Annotated in this window: 20 protein-coding genes and 1 tRNA gene; 13 read left to right on the top strand and 8 right to left on the bottom strand. The window is 70.6% G+C overall.

What is annotated here, in order from left to right; translation table 11 throughout:
- Positions 1-204 precede the first annotated feature (204 nt).
- Positions 205-2,457 carry a glycosyltransferase gene (locus FHR37_RS03820; RefSeq protein ID WP_175542732.1) on the top strand — a complete coding sequence of 751 codons (2,253 nt, stop codon included), beginning with the start codon at positions 205-207 and terminating at the stop codon, positions 2,455-2,457.
- On the opposite strand, the gene FHR37_RS03815 is transcribed toward FHR37_RS03820, so the two are convergent.
- On the bottom strand, positions 2,446-4,704 hold the full coding sequence (locus tag FHR37_RS03815) for a glycosyltransferase family 4 protein (RefSeq protein ID WP_092887263.1): 2,259 nt from the start codon (positions 4,702-4,704) through the stop codon (positions 2,446-2,448). The two genes, FHR37_RS03820 and FHR37_RS03815, sit on opposite strands and share 12 nt — an antisense overlap.
- Before the next feature lie 245 nt (positions 4,705-4,949).
- Positions 4,950-5,699 (bottom strand): DALR anticodon-binding domain-containing protein, encoded by a 750-nt coding sequence (locus tag FHR37_RS03810; RefSeq protein WP_092887260.1) that lies wholly within the window; start codon positions 5,697-5,699, stop codon positions 4,950-4,952.
- A 49-nt stretch (positions 5,700-5,748) separates the two neighbouring features.
- Here FHR37_RS03810 and FHR37_RS03805 point away from each other — a divergent pair.
- Positions 5,749-5,820, top strand: a tRNA-Arg gene (locus FHR37_RS03805).
- 147 nt (positions 5,821-5,967) lie between these two features.
- Here the strand turns inward: FHR37_RS03805 and FHR37_RS03800 are convergent.
- A complete protein-coding gene (locus FHR37_RS03800) occupies positions 5,968-6,525 on the bottom strand; it encodes a TetR/AcrR family transcriptional regulator (protein ID WP_175542731.1) in 558 nt (185 codons plus the stop codon).
- Positions 6,526-6,627: 102 nt separating this feature from the next.
- On the opposite strand from FHR37_RS03800, the gene FHR37_RS03795 reads away from it, so the two are divergent.
- The 4 genes from FHR37_RS03795 (at position 6,628) to FHR37_RS03780 (ending at position 8,979) form a co-directional block, all read left to right on the top strand.
- Complete coding sequence (locus tag FHR37_RS03795; protein ID WP_092887254.1) at positions 6,628-7,179, top strand: hypothetical protein; 552 nt, start codon at positions 6,628-6,630, stop codon at positions 7,177-7,179.
- A gap of 121 nt (positions 7,180-7,300) precedes the next feature.
- Positions 7,301-7,495, top strand: coding sequence for a hypothetical protein (locus FHR37_RS03790; protein WP_139239128.1), 195 nt, complete (start codon positions 7,301-7,303; stop codon positions 7,493-7,495).
- 524 nt (positions 7,496-8,019) lie between these two features.
- The gene (locus FHR37_RS03785; protein ID WP_139239127.1) at positions 8,020-8,346 is read left to right on the top strand and encodes a hypothetical protein; all 327 of its coding nucleotides are present in this window, start codon (positions 8,020-8,022) and stop codon (positions 8,344-8,346) included.
- 39 nt (positions 8,347-8,385) lie between these two features.
- Positions 8,386-8,979: a nucleotidyl transferase AbiEii/AbiGii toxin family protein gene (locus FHR37_RS03780; protein ID WP_175542730.1), complete on the top strand. Its 594-nt coding sequence runs from the start codon at positions 8,386-8,388 to the stop codon at positions 8,977-8,979.
- 30 nt (positions 8,980-9,009) lie between these two features.
- Here FHR37_RS03780 and FHR37_RS03775 read toward each other — a convergent pair whose 3' ends face one another.
- Positions 9,010-9,378: an ArsR/SmtB family transcription factor gene (locus tag FHR37_RS03775; protein WP_237769018.1), complete on the bottom strand. Its 369-nt coding sequence runs from the start codon at positions 9,376-9,378 to the stop codon at positions 9,010-9,012.
- 170 nt (positions 9,379-9,548) lie between these two features.
- Here FHR37_RS03775 and FHR37_RS03770 point away from each other — a divergent pair, with 170 nt between their 5' ends.
- Entirely contained in the window at positions 9,549-9,752 is a 204-nt protein-coding gene (locus FHR37_RS03770; protein ID WP_092887245.1) for a hypothetical protein, read from the top strand.
- Between the two features lie 50 nt (positions 9,753-9,802).
- Positions 9,803-10,246 (top strand): ArsI/CadI family heavy metal resistance metalloenzyme, encoded by a 444-nt coding sequence (locus FHR37_RS03765; protein ID WP_092887242.1) that lies wholly within the window; start codon positions 9,803-9,805, stop codon positions 10,244-10,246.
- A gap of 2 nt (positions 10,247-10,248) precedes the next feature.
- On the opposite strand, the gene FHR37_RS03760 is transcribed toward FHR37_RS03765, so the two are convergent.
- Positions 10,249-10,569, bottom strand: coding sequence for an ArsR/SmtB family transcription factor (locus FHR37_RS03760; protein WP_237769017.1), 321 nt, complete (start codon positions 10,567-10,569; stop codon positions 10,249-10,251).
- 75 nt (positions 10,570-10,644) lie between these two features.
- On the opposite strand from FHR37_RS03760, the gene arsB reads away from it, so the two are divergent.
- Positions 10,645-11,826 carry an ACR3 family arsenite efflux transporter gene (arsB, locus tag FHR37_RS03755; protein ID WP_202884471.1) on the top strand — a complete coding sequence of 394 codons (1,182 nt, stop codon included), beginning with the start codon at positions 10,645-10,647 and terminating at the stop codon, positions 11,824-11,826.
- Positions 11,823-12,260: an arsenate-mycothiol transferase ArsC gene (locus FHR37_RS03750; RefSeq protein WP_092887239.1), complete on the top strand. Its 438-nt coding sequence runs from the start codon at positions 11,823-11,825 to the stop codon at positions 12,258-12,260. Before arsB ends, FHR37_RS03750 begins: the two co-directional genes overlap by 4 nt.
- A gap of 48 nt (positions 12,261-12,308) precedes the next feature.
- Here FHR37_RS03750 and rox read toward each other — a convergent pair whose 3' ends face one another.
- Both rox and bla read right to left on the bottom strand, forming a co-directional pair.
- Positions 12,309-13,754, bottom strand: a complete 1,446-nt coding sequence (gene rox, locus FHR37_RS03745) for a rifampin monooxygenase (RefSeq protein WP_092887236.1) — start codon at positions 13,752-13,754, stop codon at positions 12,309-12,311.
- Between the two features lie 189 nt (positions 13,755-13,943).
- The gene (gene bla, locus FHR37_RS03740; protein WP_092887233.1) at positions 13,944-14,930 is read right to left on the bottom strand and encodes a class A beta-lactamase; all 987 of its coding nucleotides are present in this window, start codon (positions 14,928-14,930) and stop codon (positions 13,944-13,946) included.
- A 162-nt stretch (positions 14,931-15,092) separates the two neighbouring features.
- On the opposite strand from bla, the gene FHR37_RS03735 reads away from it, so the two are divergent.
- From FHR37_RS03735 to FHR37_RS03725, 3 genes are all read left to right on the top strand, one after another.
- Positions 15,093-16,007: a LysR family transcriptional regulator gene (locus tag FHR37_RS03735; RefSeq protein WP_092887230.1), complete on the top strand. Its 915-nt coding sequence runs from the start codon at positions 15,093-15,095 to the stop codon at positions 16,005-16,007.
- Positions 16,004-16,981 carry a serine hydrolase gene (locus tag FHR37_RS03730; protein ID WP_092887227.1) on the top strand — a complete coding sequence of 326 codons (978 nt, stop codon included), beginning with the start codon at positions 16,004-16,006 and terminating at the stop codon, positions 16,979-16,981. Before FHR37_RS03735 ends, FHR37_RS03730 begins: the two co-directional genes overlap by 4 nt.
- A 195-nt stretch (positions 16,982-17,176) precedes the next feature.
- Positions 17,177-17,623: a dihydrofolate reductase family protein gene (locus FHR37_RS03725; protein WP_202818312.1), complete on the top strand. Its 447-nt coding sequence runs from the start codon at positions 17,177-17,179 to the stop codon at positions 17,621-17,623.
- On the opposite strand, the gene FHR37_RS03720 is transcribed toward FHR37_RS03725, so the two are convergent.
- Complete coding sequence (locus FHR37_RS03720; protein WP_092887224.1) at positions 17,593-18,489, bottom strand: LysR family transcriptional regulator; 897 nt, start codon at positions 18,487-18,489, stop codon at positions 17,593-17,595. The genes FHR37_RS03725 and FHR37_RS03720 overlap by 31 nt on opposite strands.
- Positions 18,490-18,543: the final 54 nt, after the last annotated feature.

Raw genomic sequence — 18,543 nt, 5'->3', positions numbered from 1 at the left:
CCACCGCGCCAGACACCGAGCACGCACCCTGTGCGAATGCGGGCAGTGAATTCATCCACACGTTGATACCGTACGCGCGCTACGTCACAACGCCTGGCAGGCTTGCGGAGTGGGCGTTCCCGCTCCGGCAGGCACCGCAGAGTGTGGTCGACGAACGGCGCCCGGGTCAATTACCCGCGCCGGGCCGAGGAAAAAGGAAAACACGTGGTGAACAACAGGGCGACGGACCGAGAAGAAAGCCCGGCTAATCCGGGTGACCGGCCGTGGGTCGCGCATTCGGACAACCGGCCGGTGGACGAGTCGGTGGTCGCCGACTGGACCCGCGCCCTCAGGGGCGCGCGGCCGGTCGAACCCTCGGACGTCGCACCGGACGCGCCGTCGGCGACGGGTGGCGACGGCCTCTCCCCCGGCGTGACCGTGGTGGTGCGGAGCGGTGCCGGCGAGGACGTCACCGGCTGCCTGGACGCACTGACCGGACAGGAACGCGCGGCCGACGGGGAGCGCCGGGACGTGCTCGTGGTGGTCGACGGGCCGGCCTCGCCGGACGTCGCCGAGGCGGTGCGGCGGTTCGCCGAGGACGGCCGGGTGGCCGCGCGACTGGTCGACTCCGCCCGGGCCGGCACGCTGTCCGCCCGTGACGCCGGACTGGCCGCCGCCCGCACGGAGTTCACCTGTTTTCTGGACGCCACCGACCGCCCTGGCCCGGAGTTCTGTGCCGCCGTGCTCACCGCCGCAGCACCCACCGTCGTGGTCGTCGCGGTGGACCGCGCCGACGCGGAGGCCCGACTGCCCACCACTGTCGCGGGCACCCTCGTGCCGACCGGCGTCGCGCGGCGGGCCGCCGCACGCGTCCGCGACGCCGACACCGACACCGGTCCTGGCACCGGCCCGGACACCAGCACCGAAACCGCACTCGCCGCCGACGCGGACACGTTGTTCCTCGCCACGCTGGTCGCGGCGTACGACTGTCAACTCCGTCTTGCACCGGTCACCGGGCCCTGCCCCGGTGCCGGCCACCGGCAGACCGTGCCGCAGGAGGACCTCACCTCCGGCGTCACCGTCCGGATGGAACTGCTGCGCCGCCTGGACGTGCTCGGCCGGGGCGCCGCGCCCGAGGCCCTCGCACTCGTCCGCTCCCACGTCCACACCGAGGTCGACCGGCTCAACGCCCACCTGCGGACCCACCCGGACGAGCACGCCGAGGTGGTGGCGGCCCTGGACCGGCACGCGTTCGACGACTTTCCGTACGACCGGCTCAACCGCGGGCGCGCCCGGGCGCTCGCCGTCGCCTACTGCTTCCCGCCCTACAACGACGCCAGCGCGGTGGTGATGGCCAAGCGGGTGCGTGAGCGTCAGGACATCGTTGACGCGGTGTTCAACGCGATGGACGGCAACCGCGAGCAGGATCCGAGCATCCGCCGGATCAGCGGGCCGTACGTCGAGAACGAGATCGCCACGGACACCCCGACGTACTTCTCCCACTGGGGCGCGATCGAGGCCTACTGCACCGCCGGCCTGGAACGCATCGCCGAACTCGAACGCCGGAAGGGTTCCTACGATCGCGTCTACAGCCGGGCGATGTGGCCCGCCTCGCACTTCCTCGCCGCCGCGTACAAGCTGCACAACCCGGCGACGACGTGGACCGCGGAGTTCTCCGACCCGGCGGCTCGCGACGTGCAGGGGCAGCCGCGGGTCTCCCCGCTCGGTGACAGCGAGCTGCTCACCCGGGCGGGCGAGCGGATCCGCGAGCTCGGCCTGCCGGTGCTGGAGTCGGACAACGTGCTGGACTGGTGTGAGTACCTCGCGTACGCCCTCGCCGACCGGCTGGTCTTCACCAACCCCAACCAGCTCGACTACATGCTGAGCTACACGCCCGTGCCGCAGATCGCCGCGACGGTTCGGGAGAAGGCCGTCATCTCGCCACACCCCACCCTCCCCCCGGCCTTCTACGCCATGGCCGACCAGACGTACTCCCTGGAGCCCGGTGTCGCACACGTCGGCTACTTCGGCAACTTCTACGCCACCCGCGGCCTGGGTGACGTGCTCACCGCCCTGGCCGGCCTGGACCCGGCGACCCGCGAGCGGCTCCGGCTGCACATCTTCACCGGCAAGGCCGACGCGCTGCGCGCGCACGTGGCGGAGCTGGGGATCGCGGAGCTGGTACGCATCAACCCGTACGTGCGGTATCTCGCGTTCCTCAACCTGGCCTCGAAGTTCGACTGCCTCGTCGTCAACGACGCATTGACGTCGGACACGCACGCCAGGAACCCTTACCTGCCGTCGAAGTGGAGCGACTACGCCGGCAGCGGGCGGCCGGTGTGGGGTTTGGTCGAGGAGGGCAGTCCGATGAGCACCAGGCCGCTGGACCACCTGTCCCCCGTGGGTGACGTGGGCGCCGCCCAGGACGTACTCCGCAAGCTCGCCGCGGCCGCGAGCGAGTCCCGTTCAGGCGTCTAGGGTCCCGAGCAGCACCTCGCGGAACGTCGGCTCCACCACCGGCCAGTCGAAGTGCTCCACGACGTACCGCCGGGCGGCGTCCCCCGCCTCCGCGCGGCGCTCCGGGTCGGCGTGGGCGAGGATCCGGTCCGCCGCCTCCTCCGGGCTGCGGACCACCCAGTCGGCCGGGAAGATCCCGCCCGCGCCCGCGTAGTCGGCGTACATCGGCCAGTCGCGCACGACCGGCACCGCACCGGAGGCGGCGCCCTCGGTGGGCCCCACAGGGAAGCCCTCCCGGCGGCTCGCACTGAGCACGAACCCCGCGTCGCGCAGCACGTCGGGGAGTTCGGTGGTGTAGCCGACGTAGACCAGGCCGTCGCGTACGTCGTCGGCGGCGGCGCGCTCGCGGAACTCGTCCTGGTAGCGCAGCGCACCGGCGTGCTGGTGCGGCGAGAAGTCCCGGCCGATCAGCAGCAGCCGCCACGTCGGGTCCGATGCCCGCAGGCGGGCCAGCACCTCCAGCGCCCACAGGGGATCCTTCACCCGCTGCGCCCAGCCCACCATGGCCAGCGTGCGCTCGGCGCCGGCCCGCTTGGGCGCGCCGAAGCGTTCCAGCCGCATCTCGTTGGGCACCACGTGCCGGCCGGGCACCCGGGTGAGTTCGGGCACGGCGCGTTCGACGAGTTCGCGGACGTGCCGGCCGACGAAGATCACCTCCGACACCTGGGACCAGTCGACCATGTGCGGCTGGGACGAGATCGCTTCCAGGCTGTGGAATCTGACCACCAGCCGGGTCGTCCGCGGCGCGTGGATGCCGACCCACTGGGCGGCGTTGTCGCACCAGTCGACGAAGATCGTGTCCGCCCACTCCAGCAGGTCGGCGTCGGGCTGGGCAGGCGCCGGGACCGGACGGCCCACGGCGTCCCGCAGCCGGTCCAGGACGAGGGCACCCCGCTGGTAGCGCCGGCGTACTCCCGGCTCGCGGAGGTTGAGCACCCGCACCTCGAGGTCGGGTTCGTCGGCGAGCGCGTTGATGATGCCCTGCGTGAAGTGCGGATAGTCGCCGGGTACGACGAGCACGCGGTGCGGCGCCGGTGTCCCGGGCAGCCTCGGCGGCGGACCGGTGAGGGTGGTCGCCGGGGCGAGGGACGCCGGGAGCTCCGGCGCGACGGGCGACTCCGACGACGACTCCGGTGACGACTCCGGCCCGGCCGAGGGTTCCGGCCTCGGGTCGGAGCCGGTGCCGCTCAGCACCCAGGCCATCGACCCCGCCGGCGCCCGCAGCGCCCGGAACGTCAGGGACTCCCGCAGCGGGGCGAGGAACCCCTCCGGGTCCGCGAGCAGCGGGCTGGTCAGCACGTCGGCGTGCAGCTCGCGGTGCAGTACCGCTTCGGTCGCCTGGACGGCCATCCGGCCGGCCGCCTCCAGGTCCCCCGCGCGCAGCGCGTCGTCGGCGAACCCCAGCAGTTCCCGGACCGCCTCGCCGAGTTCCCGCGCGGGGTATCCGCCCGCGGCGATCTGGTTGGCGGCCAGCTCCACCCGCAGCGCGGCCCGGTCCACCGGCGGCAGGTCCAGGCTCTGCGCGGTCCGGGCCACCACCTCCGCCTCCTCGAACGCGTGGCCGCGCCGCAGCGCGTGCACGACGCGCACCGCCTCGCCGGCGAAGTCGCCGAGGTGGGGGTCGGCCGGGTCGGCGACCACCCGCTTCCAGGCCAGCACGACCTCCTCGGCGGTGGTGCGGGCCAGGCCCTGCCGGAGCACGCGGCGCAGCGGAACGGTGGTGGCGAGCTGGGCGAGTACGCCGTCCAGGGCCGGATCGGTGGCGGTCAGGCGTACGGCGTCCCGGTTGTGCCCGGCCGCGAGCTCGGCAGCGCGTTCGGCGTCCTGGTCGGCGGCGAGGATCAGGTCGGCGACGCGCGCCCGGCGGCGGATCCACGGGTCGTACCGCACCATCAGCCAGCCGCGGCGTTCGTCGTCGGCGACCCGGACGCCGCCGCGGACGAGCAGGTTCCGCGCGACCACCTTGGTCCAGCGGCGGGAGAACCGTGCCGGGGCGACGCCGCCGCGCCGCCCGCTGAGGTTCATCCGGACCAGCCGGACCTCGGCGACGTCGCCGCCGAGTTGTTCCTCCACGTCCGCCGCGGCGGCCGAGGCGGGGACCGCGAGCGCGACCCGGATGGTCAGCCCGGCGGAGCACAGCCGTTCGACCAACCCCAGCAGGCGGGGTACGTCGGCCAACGAGACGACGATGAGCAGGACCTCTGTCATGGAACGTCCACAATCCCCCGGGGTCGTTCGTACTCGGGCGCAGGCAACGTGCTCCGTCGGCTGCAGAATATCGACGGACAGCGGCTGTGGGCCGGATTCGGGGTGGCCCGGCAAGCGCGCCGCGGCAGCTTCACCCAGGCCGGTTCAGAACGCGTTGGTACGGGGTTCGGGCCGGGTTCGCGTGGTGTTCAGCCGAGTCCGGCCGGCTGCCACGGGCGTCGGACGGCGAAGCCGCGGATCGGACCTCACAGCCGGTCGGGGGCGTCCAGGCCGTAACGCGCCAACACGCTCGCCAGGACGATCCGGGCGGCGTCCACCAGGACGAGCCGGGTGCCGTGGGCCGGCGTGGAGGGCTCGTCGCCGCGTGGGAGCACCGGGACCGAAACCTCGAATTCCTCAACCCAGGAAAGGATCTCGCTGAGGTAGGAGTGAAGGGCACGTGGGTTCTCCCGCGCCGCCACCCGGGGAAGCTCGGCCAGGGCACACACCAGGCGGCGAACCGAGGGGTCCGCGAGGACGGCGGCGTCGAGCCGGTCCGGGGCGTACGGAACGTCCAGCGCCACACCGGCGCGGAGCAACCCGGCGAGCCGGGCGTGGGCGAACCGCGCCCGGTGGCCGAGTTCACCCTCCGGCGGCGCAAGGATCACCGGATGTTCGCCGTACGCCGGACCGGCGGCGACGACCTCGCGGACGGTCTCGGCCAGCGCCGCGTCGGTGACGACGACGTTCACGAACCCGCCATCAGCCCCGGCGCCGGCTGTCTCCGGGCACTCCTCGAGCCCGGCGGCGACCAGCCGGGCCACCTCCTCCGGCGTGCTGCCGGAGGCTCCGGGAAGTCGCAACGCGACGGGGCTGGCGTAGTCTCCGCGGGCGTTCCGGAACGGCCGCTCGACCCGGATCTCGCCAGGGATCCTGGTGGTCGACGGAAGGTGTCCGGACCGTACGAGGGCGCGGAGAACACTGCCGATCTGGTCGGCCAACCGGTCGGGAAGCACCGCGCCAGCGTAGCCACCGGAGGACCCTGCTAATCTGTCTCCGCCCCGAGCCCCCGTAGCTCAGGGGATAGAGCAACGGCCTCCGGAGCCGTGTGCGTAGGTTCGAATCCTACCGGGGGCGCACTTCCTCACCCAGGCTGATCGGCCTCCTGAGCCGCGGCGACTGCACATCCTCGCTGATGAAAGCCCTTTGCTACGCGCTCTTTCCACATCCGCCTGCCGAGGCGCCGGCGGATCCGGCCATGCACCCACTGGGCGGTGAGCGGGTTCAGCGGGCGGGGCGGCTGAGCGCAGCCGTGAGTGCGGCAGCCGCGCCACGGATCGCCCCAGCGAGGGCTTCCGGCGTTGCCGGTTGGTCCTGGTCGAGCCACAACAGGATCGCTTCGAACAGTTGCCGAGTGGTCAGGTGGGCAACGAACTGGGTGACCCGCGGCACGTTGTAGCCGTCGGGCAGTGCGTCGAGCACGTAGTTGGCGCTGGCCTCGGCGAACTCTTCGTAGTAGCCGGCGAAGTCGGGTTCGTGGCGGGCGCGGCCGAACAGCAGGCGGAACCGGTCCGGGTCCCGGCCGGCGGCGTGGATCAGCGCGGTCACCGAGTCCGGCCCGACCTGTCGGTCGGCCTGGAGTTCGTCGCGGATCGCGGCCCGCGCGGCGTCGAGGACGGCTCGGTAGAGCTCTTCCTTCGAGTCGAAGTGTCGGTACACCACCGCACGCGTGATGCCCGCCTCGGCGGCGATGTCGTCCAGGGATGCGTCGCGGAACCCGTGCCGTGCGAACACCGGAACGGCGCTGGCCAGGATCTGTGCGCGGCGGTCTGTGCGCCGCATCAGCTTCCGTCTCTCCGGAGACCGCTCGTGAACCATGCCGCTCAGTCTGTGAACTCTATGTGTATACTCGCAAGTCTACACTTTGAAGTTAGGACCGTGGTCATGGAGCTGACGTTCCTCGTGCTGAACCTTCTGATCCTCGCGATCACACTCGAAAGCGACCTCGGCGTACGGAGGATTCGCTGGTTCCGGGTGCTGCGCCCCGCCGTCAGCGCGCTCGTCGCGGTGCCGTTCTTCTTCAGAGGAATGGACACCTCCCCGTGGGGGCTCCTCCTCGAGGCTGCCGCGCTCGCACTCGGTCTCGGCCTGGGCTACGGAGCCTGCCGGCTGATGACGTTTCGCACCGACCCCGCCGACCGACAGCCACGCACCGAGGCCGGGTGGCGGTACGCGCTCGCGTGGAGCATCGTCAGCGGGCTCAAGATCCTGCCGGTCTACGCGGTCACGACCTGGTTCTCGCGTGACGTGGGCCGTTTCATGATCGTCCACCAGCTCTCCCCGAACAGCATCCGCGCCGCGTTCGTCTTTCTTGCGCTCGGATCACCACTGGTCCGTCCGGCCTACCTGTGGATCGGCGGCGCCCGCCACGCACGCTCACACGGACACGCCCTGCACCTGTTCCGACGCCGGCCCGAGCCTGCACCCAACGCCTGACCAGCCCGGGCGAGCACGCACCCGACGCCGGAGCACCTGCCTTGGGACAGGACGTCCGGCAGATCTCCGTCACCCGATGTGCGACCCACCCACCGGCACGGCCGGTACGAGGAGCGCCACCATGAATCGTCTCCACGAAGATCTCGCCAGAGCGCGGATACAGGCACGCCTCGACGCCGGCCGGGCACACCGGCAGGCGGCCGAGGCACGCCGGTCCCGGCGCCGCAACCGTGAGAAACGCAAGCTCACCCTGCGGGCTCTCCTGGTCCGATTCCTCACGTCTGACCGGGACGTTCCGGCGAACGTCCCCGATTGACGGGCGGCACCACTCGCTGGGGTGGTTCCCGCTGCACTGAGCGTGGATCGGGCACACTGGGTTCCCTGAGCAGCCGCAAGGACCAGCCGTTCTTGTACGCGGACGTTCGCCCGAACGCGGTCGCGGAGTCGTTGGAAAATTCCGCGGCCCGACTCATGGCCTCCTGGCCACGGTGGCCGGGACCACTGTCAATCACGCCTTGACGAAATCGGCGTATCCGACAGGACGAGCAGTACCACGCCCCTGCACAATCCCCTGGAGACGATCAGGCGACGGTGACCGGGGCGAGGATGCCGGCGAGACCGCTCAGCGCGTCGCTCACCGCCCGGTAGTAGGTGACGTTGCCGACGACGCTCTGCTCGCCGCCACCGCCCTCGCCGCCACGGGGCCCGCCACAATCCTCACCTCGGATCCGGAGGACCTTGCGGTGCTGTGCGGCGGATGAGCCACCGTGATCACGGTCGGACTCGCGCCCTACGGCGCGGGTCGGCGCGGCTCAACTGTCGATCGGGCACACTTGGTTCATGAGCAGCAAGGATCAGCCGTTTTCGTACGCGGAGGTACGCCCGTACGCTGTCACGGAGTCACTTGAGGAACTCCGCGGACCAGATCATGGCTTCCTGGACCTGCCTCAGCACCTTGCCTGGAGCGGCCGACGCCGATTCGACCTTGATGACGACTATGACCGCGCAGCGGCCTACAAGATCATCCTTGAAGAAGGCCGTGAGGACGACTTCCGGCACTATCTCAATGCGAGCCTTCTCCGCAGCAACTGGAACGACATCCTGCCCGCCCGGCGAGTTCAGGCTCTGTGGGAAGGGCGCTTCCCCGATCTTCGCCGCGCCGCCTGATGGATCCGCTGCAGGAACGCCTCGCGCACATCGCGCTGCGTGTGTGACCGCGGGTTCGTGCTCGGCGGCGGACATGCGATCGAACTGCACCACATGGGAACTCGCCCTTCCGAGGACATCGACCTGTTCAGCACGCGCCGTGGCAGCCCAGGCGAGGTAGCCGACGAGGTGATGGACTCATATCGTCGCGAGGGGTTCGAGGTCGTCTTCCGCCGACGCTCCGACGACTTGGTGCAGATGCAAGTGATCGACGCTCAGGGACGCACTTGCATGGTCGACCTCGGAGTGTTCTGGCGTGCACGCTCGCCTGTACTAATGGAAATCGGCCCCGTTCTACACCCAGACGACGCCGCCGCAGGCAAGATGGACGCGCTGTACAACCGCTGGGCGCCGCGAGACTTTCTCGACGTAGACGCCATCCTGGCCAGCGGTCGCTACTCGAAAGAGCAGCTGTTGTCCGTTGCCGCAGAACACAACCCGGGGTTCAGCCCGGCCATGTTCGCCCAGTCTCTCTCGTACCTGCATCGCGTCCCCGATCGTGAGTTCACGGCTTACGTGGCTGGCGAATCGCGAATCGCAGCGATGCGGGCGCGGTTCACGGCCTGGGAGAAGGAACTTCAAGGGAAAGGCTGACGGATCTCCGGGGGCTTCGCCCTTCGCACGTCAGGCGGCGGTGACCGGGGCGAGGATGGCGGCGAGGCCGGCCAGGGCCTCGCCCACGACGCGGTAATAGGTGAAGTTGCCGACCCGGCGTTCGGGGACGACCAGGCCCGCCGCCGCGAGCTTGCGCAGGTGGTGGGTGATGGTCGGCTGGGTCAGCCCGAGCGGCTCGGTGAGATCGCAGGTACATGCCTGCATGTCCGGGCTCGCCAGCATCAGGGACAGCAGCCGGAGCCGGGTCGGGTCCGCGATCGCCTTCAGCCGTACCGCGAGTTCCTCGGCCTGCTCGGCGGTCAGCGGCGCCTCGGTGAGCGGCGCGCAGCACGCCTCCGCGTTCGGCACGGGCTGGATCAGGGGCAGCGGCTTCGGCATGGACCCCATAGTGCCACGAGATAGGTGACCGTCTATCAGCTCAAGGTCGGCTCGGGGCGCGGGACAGCCGGCAGGAAAGTTCAGATAGACACTTGTCAATGCGCTTCACATCGACCAGTATCTATCTCGTGGCGCCGGGAAGGCCCGGTGCCAACCGAAGGAGAAGGCTCATGCACCCCATCCTGATCGAAGCCGTGGCGCGTGCGCACCGGGACGACCTGCTCCGCACCGCGCGGGCACAGGACCGGGCGGCACACCTCACCCGTTCCGGCGGCTCCCGGTTCGCCGGGCTGTCGAGCAGCCTCCTGCAGGCCGTGACAGCTCACCGGCACCGGGCCTCGACAGCCGGAGCGTGCCCCGTTCCCTGCTGCTGACGCCACAGACGTTCACCAACCCGACCTTGCCGACCTCATCAGGAGGAACCATGTCCCGTCTTCAGCTGGCCCTCAATGTCAAGGACATCGACGCGGCCGTGACGTTCTACTCCACCCTGTTCGACACCGAGCCGGCCAAGCGCCGTCCCGGTTATGCCAACTTCGCGGTCGACAACCCGCCGCTGAAGCTGGTGCTGTTCGAGAACCCCGAAGCGACCGGCACCCTGAACCACCTCGGCGTCGAGCGGGAGTCGATGGAGGAGGTCGAGGAGCAGGCCAACCGGCTCGAGGCCGCGGGCCTGCGCCTGGACACCGAAGGCGACGTCGTGTGTTGCTACGCCCGGCAGGACAAGCACTGGGTCACCGGCCCGGACGGGCAGCGCTGGGAGAACTACGTCGTTCTCGCCGACGCCGGAGCCGAGCTTGAGGGCAGGACGACGGCCGACCTGGCCGTCGAGCCGGTCGCTCCCACCGGTGGGTGCTGCGCGAGCTGACCTCAGCAGGGGCGCTTGCGGGTCCGGGCGGCGTCGGCGGCCGCCGCCAGCCGGCCCACCTCGCCGGCCAGGTCGTGCAACACCTCCGGGCGCAGCCGGTAGTAGGTGAACCGGCCGCAGGGTTCGGTGTCGACGACCCCGGCCTCCCGGAGCAACCGCAGGGCGTTGCTGACGGTGGTCTGGCCGGCGCCGGTCTCCTCGACCAGGTGGCAGGTGCACAGCTGCTCCTGCGCGAGCAGGTCGACGATGCGGCGGCGGAGCGGATCGGCGAGCACCTTGAAAAGGATGCCGGCTGAGATATCAGCACTTGGTGATGTCATCATCGGTTGATATGTTATCGGCCGCCGCCCGGCCAAGCAGACCGGCCAAGCAGATCGGCCAAGCACCGAGGAGATCCGTTGAGCCCCAAGTCCTCCACTGTCGTCGACGCCCGCTCGACGGGCGCAGCCCCTCACGGGGTGGTGGGTGGCCTGTCGCGGCTGGACCGGTTCCTGCCCGTCTGGATCGGTGTCGCGATGGTGGCGGGGCTCCTGCTCGGACGCTGGGTCCCCGGCATCGCCGGTGTCCTGGACGCCATCAAGGTCAGCTCGGTGTCCCTGCCGATCGCCCTGGGCCTGCTGGTGATGATGTATCCCGTACTCGCCAAGGTCCGCTACGACGAGGTGGGCCACGTCGCCCGCGACCGGCGCACCATGATCTTGTCGCTGGTGCTGAACTGGCTGGTCGGCCCGGCCCTGATGTTCGCCCTGGCGTGGACGTTCCTCGCCGATCTTCCCGAGTACCGCACCGGCCTGATCGTGGTCGGGCTCGCCCGCTGCATCGCCATGGTGATCATCTGGAACGACCTGGCCTGCGGTGACCGCGAGGCGGCCGCGGTCCTGGTGGCGCTGAACTCCGTCTTCCAGGTGCTGGCGTTCGGCCTGCTCGGCTGGTTCTACCTGACCGTGCTTCCCGGGTGGCTCGGCCTGGACACCACCGGCATCGACGTCTCCCCGCTCCAGATCGCCGGCAGTGTCGTCGTCTTCCTCGGCATCCCGCTGCTCGCCGGCTACCTGACCCGACGCCTCGGCGAACGCCGTCGGGGACGTGAGTGGTACGAGTCGCGGCTGCTCCCCCGCCTCGGACCGTGGGCGCTGTACGGACTGCTGTTCACCATCGTCGTCCTGTTCGCGCTCCAGGGCCGGGCGATCACCTCCGAGCCCCTCGACGTCGCCCGGATCGCCCTCCCCCTCGTGGTGTACTTCGCGCTCATGTGGGGCGGCTCCATGCTGATCTCCCGCGCCGTCAGGCTGGGCTACAGCCGTTCGACCACGGTCGCGTTCACCGCCGCCGGCAACAACTTCGAGCTCGCCATCGCGGTCGCGATCGCGGTGTTCGGCGTGACCAGCGGCCAGGCCCTGGCCGGGGTCGTCGGGCCGCTCATCGAGGTCCCCGTCCTGGTCGGCCTGGTCTACGTGAGCCTGTGGGCACGCCGCTTCTTCCCCGACCAGCCACCCGGAGAGAGCGGCGCGCAAGTGCCGGTTGACACCGATGAAGAGCGCCGCGACCACGGGGTTCGCCTGTCGAAGGAGTCCGCGTGAACGACCGTCCCCAGATCGTCTTCGCCTGCGTACGCAACGGCGGCCGATCCGTCGCGGCTCGCGTCCTCACCGAGCACTACGCCGGCGGCCGCGTCGTCGCCGTGTCGGCCGGTACCCAACCGGGTGAGCACATCCATCCCGAGGTTGCCAGGGTTCTGGAGCAACTCGGGATTGACACGTCCAGGGAGCATCCGAAACTGCTCACCCGAGAGACCGTGGCGGCGAGCGCTCTTGCCATCACCCTCGGGTGCGGGGAGGAATGCCCTTACGTGCCAGGGGTGAAGTACGTCGACTGGCCGGTCGACGATCCCGGCGGCCAGGACGAGGCCACCGTCCGCCGCATCGTCGCCGACCTCGACGCCCGTGTACGTACTCTGCTCGTCGAACTCGTCCCCGACATCACGCTGCCTCCCTCCGTGCTCGGCCGCGACTGACCGAGTACGCAGACCGAGTACGCAGGGAGGCGGCGGCGGCTCGATCGCTCAGCTGACGGGAGCGCCGAACCACTTCGGCAGGTGGTCGAGCAGCTCCTGCTGGTCGTCACCGGCCCACGCCACATGGCCGTCCGGCCGGAGCAGCACCGCGGGCAGGTCCAGCTCCTCGCTGACGTCGACGACGTGGTCCACCCGGTCCGCCCAGCCGGCCACCGAGAGCCGGCCGGTCTGGTCGAGCAGCAACCCGCGTCCGCCACGCATCAGCTCATACAGCCGGCCCTGCTTCAGCACCACGTCCCGCAGCCTGCGGCCGACCAGCTCGTGGCTCCCTCCGAAGTCGTAGCGGATCCCGACCGCGGTGATCTTCTCGATCAGGAAGCGGTTCACCTCCTCGAACCTCATCAGCTGCGCCATCAGCCGGTGCAGCGCCTGGGATCCCGGTTCGCCGGACGTCAGCTCCGACTGCGCCCGGGTGGTGTCCAGTACGTCGGCGGCCACCGGGCGACGTTCGGCGCCGTAGCTGTCCAGCAGGTCCCCGGGCGCCCAGCCGTCGATCTCGGCGGCGAGCTTCCAGCCCAGGTTGAACGCGTCCTGGATGCCGAGGTTGAGCCCCTGCCCACCCAGCGGCGGGTGCACGTGCGCGGCGTCGCCGGCCAGCAGCACCCGGCCGACGCGGTAGCGCTCGGCCAGCCGGGTGGCGTCGTTGAAGCGGGACAGCCAGCGCGGCGAGTGCGCGCCGAAGTCGGTTCCGGCGAACGCCCGCAGCCGCTGCCTGATCTCCTCCAGCGTGGGCGGGACCAGCCTGTCCTCGGCCACCTCGGCCGCGGGGACGACGGCGCGGTAGGCACCGTCCCCGATCGGACCGACACCGAACCCGTGGTGCTTCTCGCGGACCGCCGCGACCACCGAGGTCACCTCCTCCAGCGGCGCGGTCACCTCCAGCTCGCCCAGCAGCCACTCGCGCCCGGCGGGCTCGCCGGGGAAGCCGACACCGAGCAACGTGCGTACGGTGCTGCGGCCGCCGTCGCAACCGACGAGATACCGCGCGCGCAGCGTCGTACCGTCGGCGAGTTCGGCGGTCACGCCCTGGTCGTCCTGGCTCAGCCCGACAAGCGCGGTGCCCCACCGGATCTCGGCGCCGACCTCGGCCGCGTGCTCGGCCAGCAGCCGGTCGGTGATGGTCTGCCGGATACCGAGGATGTACGCGTGTGCGCTGTCCATCCGGTCCGGCCACGGCTGCTGAATGCCGGCGAAGTAGCCACCGAGTTGGTACTTCTTGCCGTACGTGAGAAGACGTTCCAGCAGGCCGCGCTGATCCATCACCTCGATGCTGCGCACGTGCAGGCCGAGTGCGCGGTCGATTCGGGTCGGCTCGTCGTCCTTCTCCAGTACGACGACGCCCACCCCGCGCAGTCGTAGTTCGGCGGCCAGCATCATGCCGGTCGGCCCGCCGCCGGCGACGACCACGTCGATGACATCGATCACGTCGATCATGAATCCCCCACTGTGTTCTGGCTTCGGCGGGAGATTCTCCGGCACGACCGGGGTCTTGCGGCAAGCCCCCAGGTGCGCTATATCTTGGTAGTGGCAGGGAGCTGACGCTCCTTGCCCTTTCTTTTTCTGACAGCCGTTTTTCTGTCACTCGCTCTTTCTGTCAACCGCGTCTTGTCATGCGGGGACTCCTCACCGATCGCCGGACTCTCCGGGTGTGAGGGCGCCGGCGAGCAGGCGGGCGGTGTCGGCGAGCACCCGCGGGTCGGCCTCGACGCCCTTCATCTCCTTGGTGGACAGGACGGAGAGCAGAAGGGTCGTGCCCTTCGGTGTCCACACGATGCCGATGTCGTTCACGGTGCCGTAGCCACCGTTGCCGGTCTTGTCGGCGAGCACCCAGTCGTCCGGCAGCCCGGCACGAAAGCGCGGGCCGCTGGTGGTGTTCACCTTCAGCCAGGACACCAGCTGGTCGCGGTGGAAGGGCTTCAGCACCCGTCCCAGCACGAGCCGCGCGTAGCTTCGTCCCATCGCCTCCGGAGTGGTCGTGTCCCGGTCGTCGCCGGGCTTGGCCTCGCTCATGTCCGTCTCGTAGCGGTCCAGGCGGGTGTACTCGTCGCCGATGGCACGGCAGAACCTGGTGAAGCCGGGAGGCCCGTCGGTCGCCCGCAACAAGACGTTGGCCGCGCCGTTGTCACTGAAGGCGGTGGCGGCCAGGCAGAGGTCGCGGACGGCCATCCCGGTCTCCAGGTTGTTCTCGGTGATGGGTGACCAGCCGGCCAGGTCGTCGCGGGTGTAGTGCAGCACGCGTTCGAGGAACTCGCCACGGCGGTCGTAGTCGCGCATCATGTGCGCCGCGAGCAGTCCCTTGAACGTCGAGCACATCGGGAACCGCTCGTCGCCGCGATACCTCACGGCCTGGCCGGTGCCGACGTTGCGCGCGTAGACGCCGAGCCTCGTGTCGTACCGCTTCTCCAGCGCCCTGAGCTCCCTGGTGAGGTCGGGGTCGGGTCGCCTGGTGGCGGGCGACTTCGCGGCCGTCGTGCCGGCGGTCTTCGTCGCTGCGCTGGTCGCGGACGCCACCGTGGCATCCGCGCATCCGGGAACGACCAGGCCGGCGGCCGAGACGGCGAGGCCCTTCCCGAGCAGCGAACGGCGGGACAGGCGTGCGGTGGTGAACATGCGGAACTCCCCGTGACTGTGAGAGGTGTGCCTGTGAGAGGTGTGCCTGCGAGAGGTGCGGTTGTGAGAGGTGCGGTGACACCGTGGAGCCAACCAGCCCGGCCGTACTCATGTCCAAGAGACGACGTTGAAGGAACTATGCCGTTCTGATATGAGTCGACCGTGGACCTGCTCCTGCACCTCGAAGCGTTCGTCGGCGTCGCCGAGGAACGCAGCTTCTCCGGCGCCGCCGACGTCCTCGGCATCGCCCAGCCGCTGCTCAGCCGCCGCATCCAGACTCTCGAACGCTCGCTCGGCGGTGAGCTCTTCGACCGGTCCAGGCGGCAGATCGAGATCACCGGGTTCGGCGACCTCCTGCTGCCGCACGCGCGGGACCTGCTGAGCAGGGCGGAGCACTTCCGCGGGGTGGCCAGATCCGCCACCGAGTCCGCGGTGCGGGTTCTCGGCGTACCCCCTGACTGTGACCCGCCGGCACTGGCCGGCGTGCTGCGGGCCGCCGCCGACCGCGGCGTCGCGCTGAGCGTCCGGGAGCTGCCCGCGCGGGCCCGAAGCGACGCACTGGCGGACGGTTCGCTGACCCTCGCGCTGGTCCGCGTCCCGCCCGGCACCGGATCGCTCGACGTCCCCCTCGGCCTGGCCGGGGTGACGCCGCCGCACGGTCACGCCATCCACCTCGAAAGCCTCCGGCCCCGCAGGGGCGCCGGCGCCACGACAGGAACCGAACCGGCACTGCTCGTCACTCCGGAGGACGACCTTCCGCGGTTCGTCGACCACCTGCGCCTGGAACTCGCCCGAGCCGGCCTGCCGGAGGAACGGGTTCAGGTGGCCTCGTCGACGTCGGTCGCACTCGCCGAGACGTTCGCCGGAGCGGCGTTGCTGGTGTGCACCGAGCAGTTCGCCGTACGCAACGGGATCAGCTGGTCACCACCGGCCGACGTCGTGCTGCGCCGGAGCTACGACCTGGTGCCCGACGCACCCGACTGGCTGCTTCCGTTGCTCGGCGCCGCGATCGGCAGCGTGGCCGCACCCCGGCCCGACGACGGCGAAGCCCGGGTACGTCTGGCGGTGCACTCGTGACCCACCCCCGGCCGGCGTTCGTCGCCGGCTCACCGGACCTCCTCCCCCTCGCGGAGTCCATCGCCTCCGACTGGCGGCGGCTTGGGGTACGGGGTCACCTGCTGGCCCGCAACATCGACACCGGCGAACAGCTCGGCTTCGACGTGGAGACGCCGTTGCCGCTGGCGTCGGTCGCCAAGGTGCCGATCGCGCTGGCCGTCCTCGAACGCATCGCGACCGGCTCGCTCGACCCGGCTCACCGGATCACGGTCGACCCGGCGGCGAGCAGCTTCGGGCCGACCGGCATCTCGGCGTACCGTCATCCGGTCACCCTCGCCGTCGCCGACCTCGTGTACCAAACCCTGTCGGTCAGCGACAACGCGGCCGCGGACGCGCTGGTCGACCTGGTGGGTGTCGACGACATAGCGGAGAGCCTGCGCGAGTGGGGCTGCGGCGGGATCGCGTTCAGGCACCGGCTCCAGCGGATGTACGACTGTGCCGCCGGTGTCGCCGGGGACGACTTCGGCCTGGCGCTGGAGCTCGCCACCACCTCGGGGAGCACCGGGCGGTACGCCATCGAGACGCTCGACCCCGAGCAGGGCAACGTCGCCGACGCCCGGGCCCTCGTCGACTTCCTGCAGCAGGTGTGGCTCGACCGGATCTCGGTCCCGGCGGCGACGGCCGAGCTGCGCCGGCTGATGGCGCTGCAGGTGTTCACGTTCCGGCTGTCCGCCGACCTGCGGACCGACACCGTACGGGTGGCCGGCAAGACCGGGTCGTTCCTGCACCTGCGGCACGAGATCGGCGTGGTCGAGGCGAGGTCCGGCGACCGGGTGGCGATCGCAGCCATGACCCGGTCGGCCCGCCGGGCCAACATCGCTCCCGACATCGACCTGGCCATCGGCGCCGCCGCGCGGTCGGCGTTCGAGGCGTTGCGGTCCACGACCGGTGCTCAGGCTGTCGATCCGGCTGCTCGTCGTTCGTGTGGAGGGTGAGGGGCCGGTACGAACGCCGGCCCACGACGAGGGAGACGCGGACATGGGCAAGGTCATCGCGGTGGACCATCTGACCCTCGACGGCGTGATGCAGGCGCCGGGCCACCTGAACGAGGACTCCAGGGACGGATTCGCGCACAGTGGCTGGGCGAACCGGCACCCGGATCCGATGATGGCGAAGGGATCGGCTCGCGCATGGGGAGCTCCTGGGCGCTGCTGGCCGGACGGCGAACGTACGACCACTTCGCGGCGTACTGGCCCACGCAGAAGGGGAACCCGATGGCCGAGTCGCTGACCCGGGTGCGGAAGTACGTCGTGTCGAGCACGCTGACCGAGCCGCTTCCCTGGCAGAACTCCGTTCTGCTGAAAGGCGATCCGGTCGACGCGGTGACCCGCCTGCGAGCCGAGGAGGACGACAACCTCGTGGTGTTCGGCAGCGGTGAGCTGGTCCGGTCGCTGCTGCCGCACGGACTGGTGGACGAGCTCGTCCTGATGGTGCACCCGCTGGTGCTCGGCTCGGGCCGGCGGCTGTTCGCCGAGGCGGGCGCGGACCTGTGCGCCTTCGAGTTGGCCGAGTCGGTGACGACGGACGACGGGGTGTTCGTCGGCGTCTACCAGTCGGCACCAACGTCTTTGCGATGAATCGCGCCGTCGGCGACGAAGTCCCGGAACCGTCGTGCGGGCGCGGACAGCTTTCGGTCCGTACGCCAGGCGAGGCCGATCGTGCGCCGGGCGGCCTCGGCGGCGATGGCGATTCCCACGGTGCCGGACTGCCCGGCGAAGGGCTGGGGAACGATCGCCACTCCCAGCCCGGCCGCGACCAGGCCCTCGATGGTGGCGAGGTCCTGGCTCTCGAACGAGATCGCCGGGGACACGCCCGCGTCGTCGAGCAGGGTGTCCACCATCGCGCGGAAGCCGAAGCCGACCGGGGTGGTGACGAGGTCCTCACCGGCCAGCTCCCGCAGCGCGATCCGCTTCCGGCGGCGCAGCCGGTGGCCCGGCGGCACCACGAGCACCAACCGCTCCTCCTGCAACGGATGCCAGCCGAAGTCGCCGGCCGGGCGCGGGGACAGGATGGCCAGGTCCACCGCGCCGACCTCCAGGTCGCGGACGATCTCGTGCGCCGGCTCCTGGCTGAGCATGACCCGCACGCCGGGGGCGTGTTCGTGGAAGGTACGCAGCACCCGCGGCACCAGCGAGGAGGCGATGGAATCCAGGAAGGCCAGCCGCACCACACCGGTGTCCGGGTCCAGCACGCCGGCGAGGTCGGCCAGCAGTTGGTCGTACCTCGTGGTGAGGTCGCGCGCGGCGGCGAGCACGAGCTGACCGGTGGGGGTGGGATGCACACCGTCGGACGCGCGCTCGAACACCCGGGTGCCGAGCTCGGCCTCCGTCCGGGCCAGTGCGCGCGACAGGGTGGGCTGGCTGGTGTGGAGGACCGCGGCGGTGTCGGTGACGTGCTGGTGGTCGGCGAGGGCGACCAGCCAGGCCAGATCGCGAAGCTGCACGGCGTCATCATACGCTTCATGCATGGATCATCGTCGTTCTCGACATTGGACGTA

It is taken from the genome of Actinopolymorpha cephalotaxi (assembly GCF_013408535.1).
Classification (GTDB): Bacteria; Actinomycetota; Actinomycetes; order Propionibacteriales; family Actinopolymorphaceae; genus Actinopolymorpha; species Actinopolymorpha cephalotaxi.
The sequence above is the reverse complement of the archived record's forward strand: the minus strand, read 5'-3'. Positions and strand labels throughout refer to the sequence as shown.

Coding starts and splice junctions, on each gene's coding strand:
- FHR37_RS03785 (WP_139239127.1), top strand. CDS start 8,020: ATGAGCAGCAAGGATCAGCCGTTTTCGTACGCGGAGGTACGCCCGTAC.
- bla (WP_092887233.1), bottom strand. CDS start 14,930: ATGTTCACCACCGCACGCCTGTCCCGCCGTTCGCTGCTCGGGAAGGGC.
- FHR37_RS03790 (WP_139239128.1), top strand. CDS start 7,301: ATGAATCGTCTCCACGAAGATCTCGCCAGAGCGCGGATACAGGCACGC.
- FHR37_RS03765 (WP_092887242.1), top strand. CDS start 9,803: ATGTCCCGTCTTCAGCTGGCCCTCAATGTCAAGGACATCGACGCGGCC.
- FHR37_RS03760 (WP_237769017.1), bottom strand. CDS start 10,569: ATGATGACATCACCAAGTGCTGATATCTCAGCCGGCATCCTTTTCAAG.
- rox (WP_092887236.1), bottom strand. CDS start 13,754: ATGATCGACGTGATCGATGTCATCGACGTGGTCGTCGCCGGCGGCGGG.
- FHR37_RS03725 (WP_202818312.1), top strand. CDS start 17,177: ATGGGGAGCTCCTGGGCGCTGCTGGCCGGACGGCGAACGTACGACCAC.
- FHR37_RS03795 (WP_092887254.1), top strand. CDS start 6,628: ATGGAGCTGACGTTCCTCGTGCTGAACCTTCTGATCCTCGCGATCACA.
- FHR37_RS03815 (WP_092887263.1), bottom strand. CDS start 4,704: ATGACAGAGGTCCTGCTCATCGTCGTCTCGTTGGCCGACGTACCCCGC.
- FHR37_RS03775 (WP_237769018.1), bottom strand. CDS start 9,378: ATGCCGAAGCCGCTGCCCCTGATCCAGCCCGTGCCGAACGCGGAGGCG.
- FHR37_RS03800 (WP_175542731.1), bottom strand. CDS start 6,525: ATGCGGCGCACAGACCGCCGCGCACAGATCCTGGCCAGCGCCGTTCCG.
- FHR37_RS03770 (WP_092887245.1), top strand. CDS start 9,549: ATGCACCCCATCCTGATCGAAGCCGTGGCGCGTGCGCACCGGGACGAC.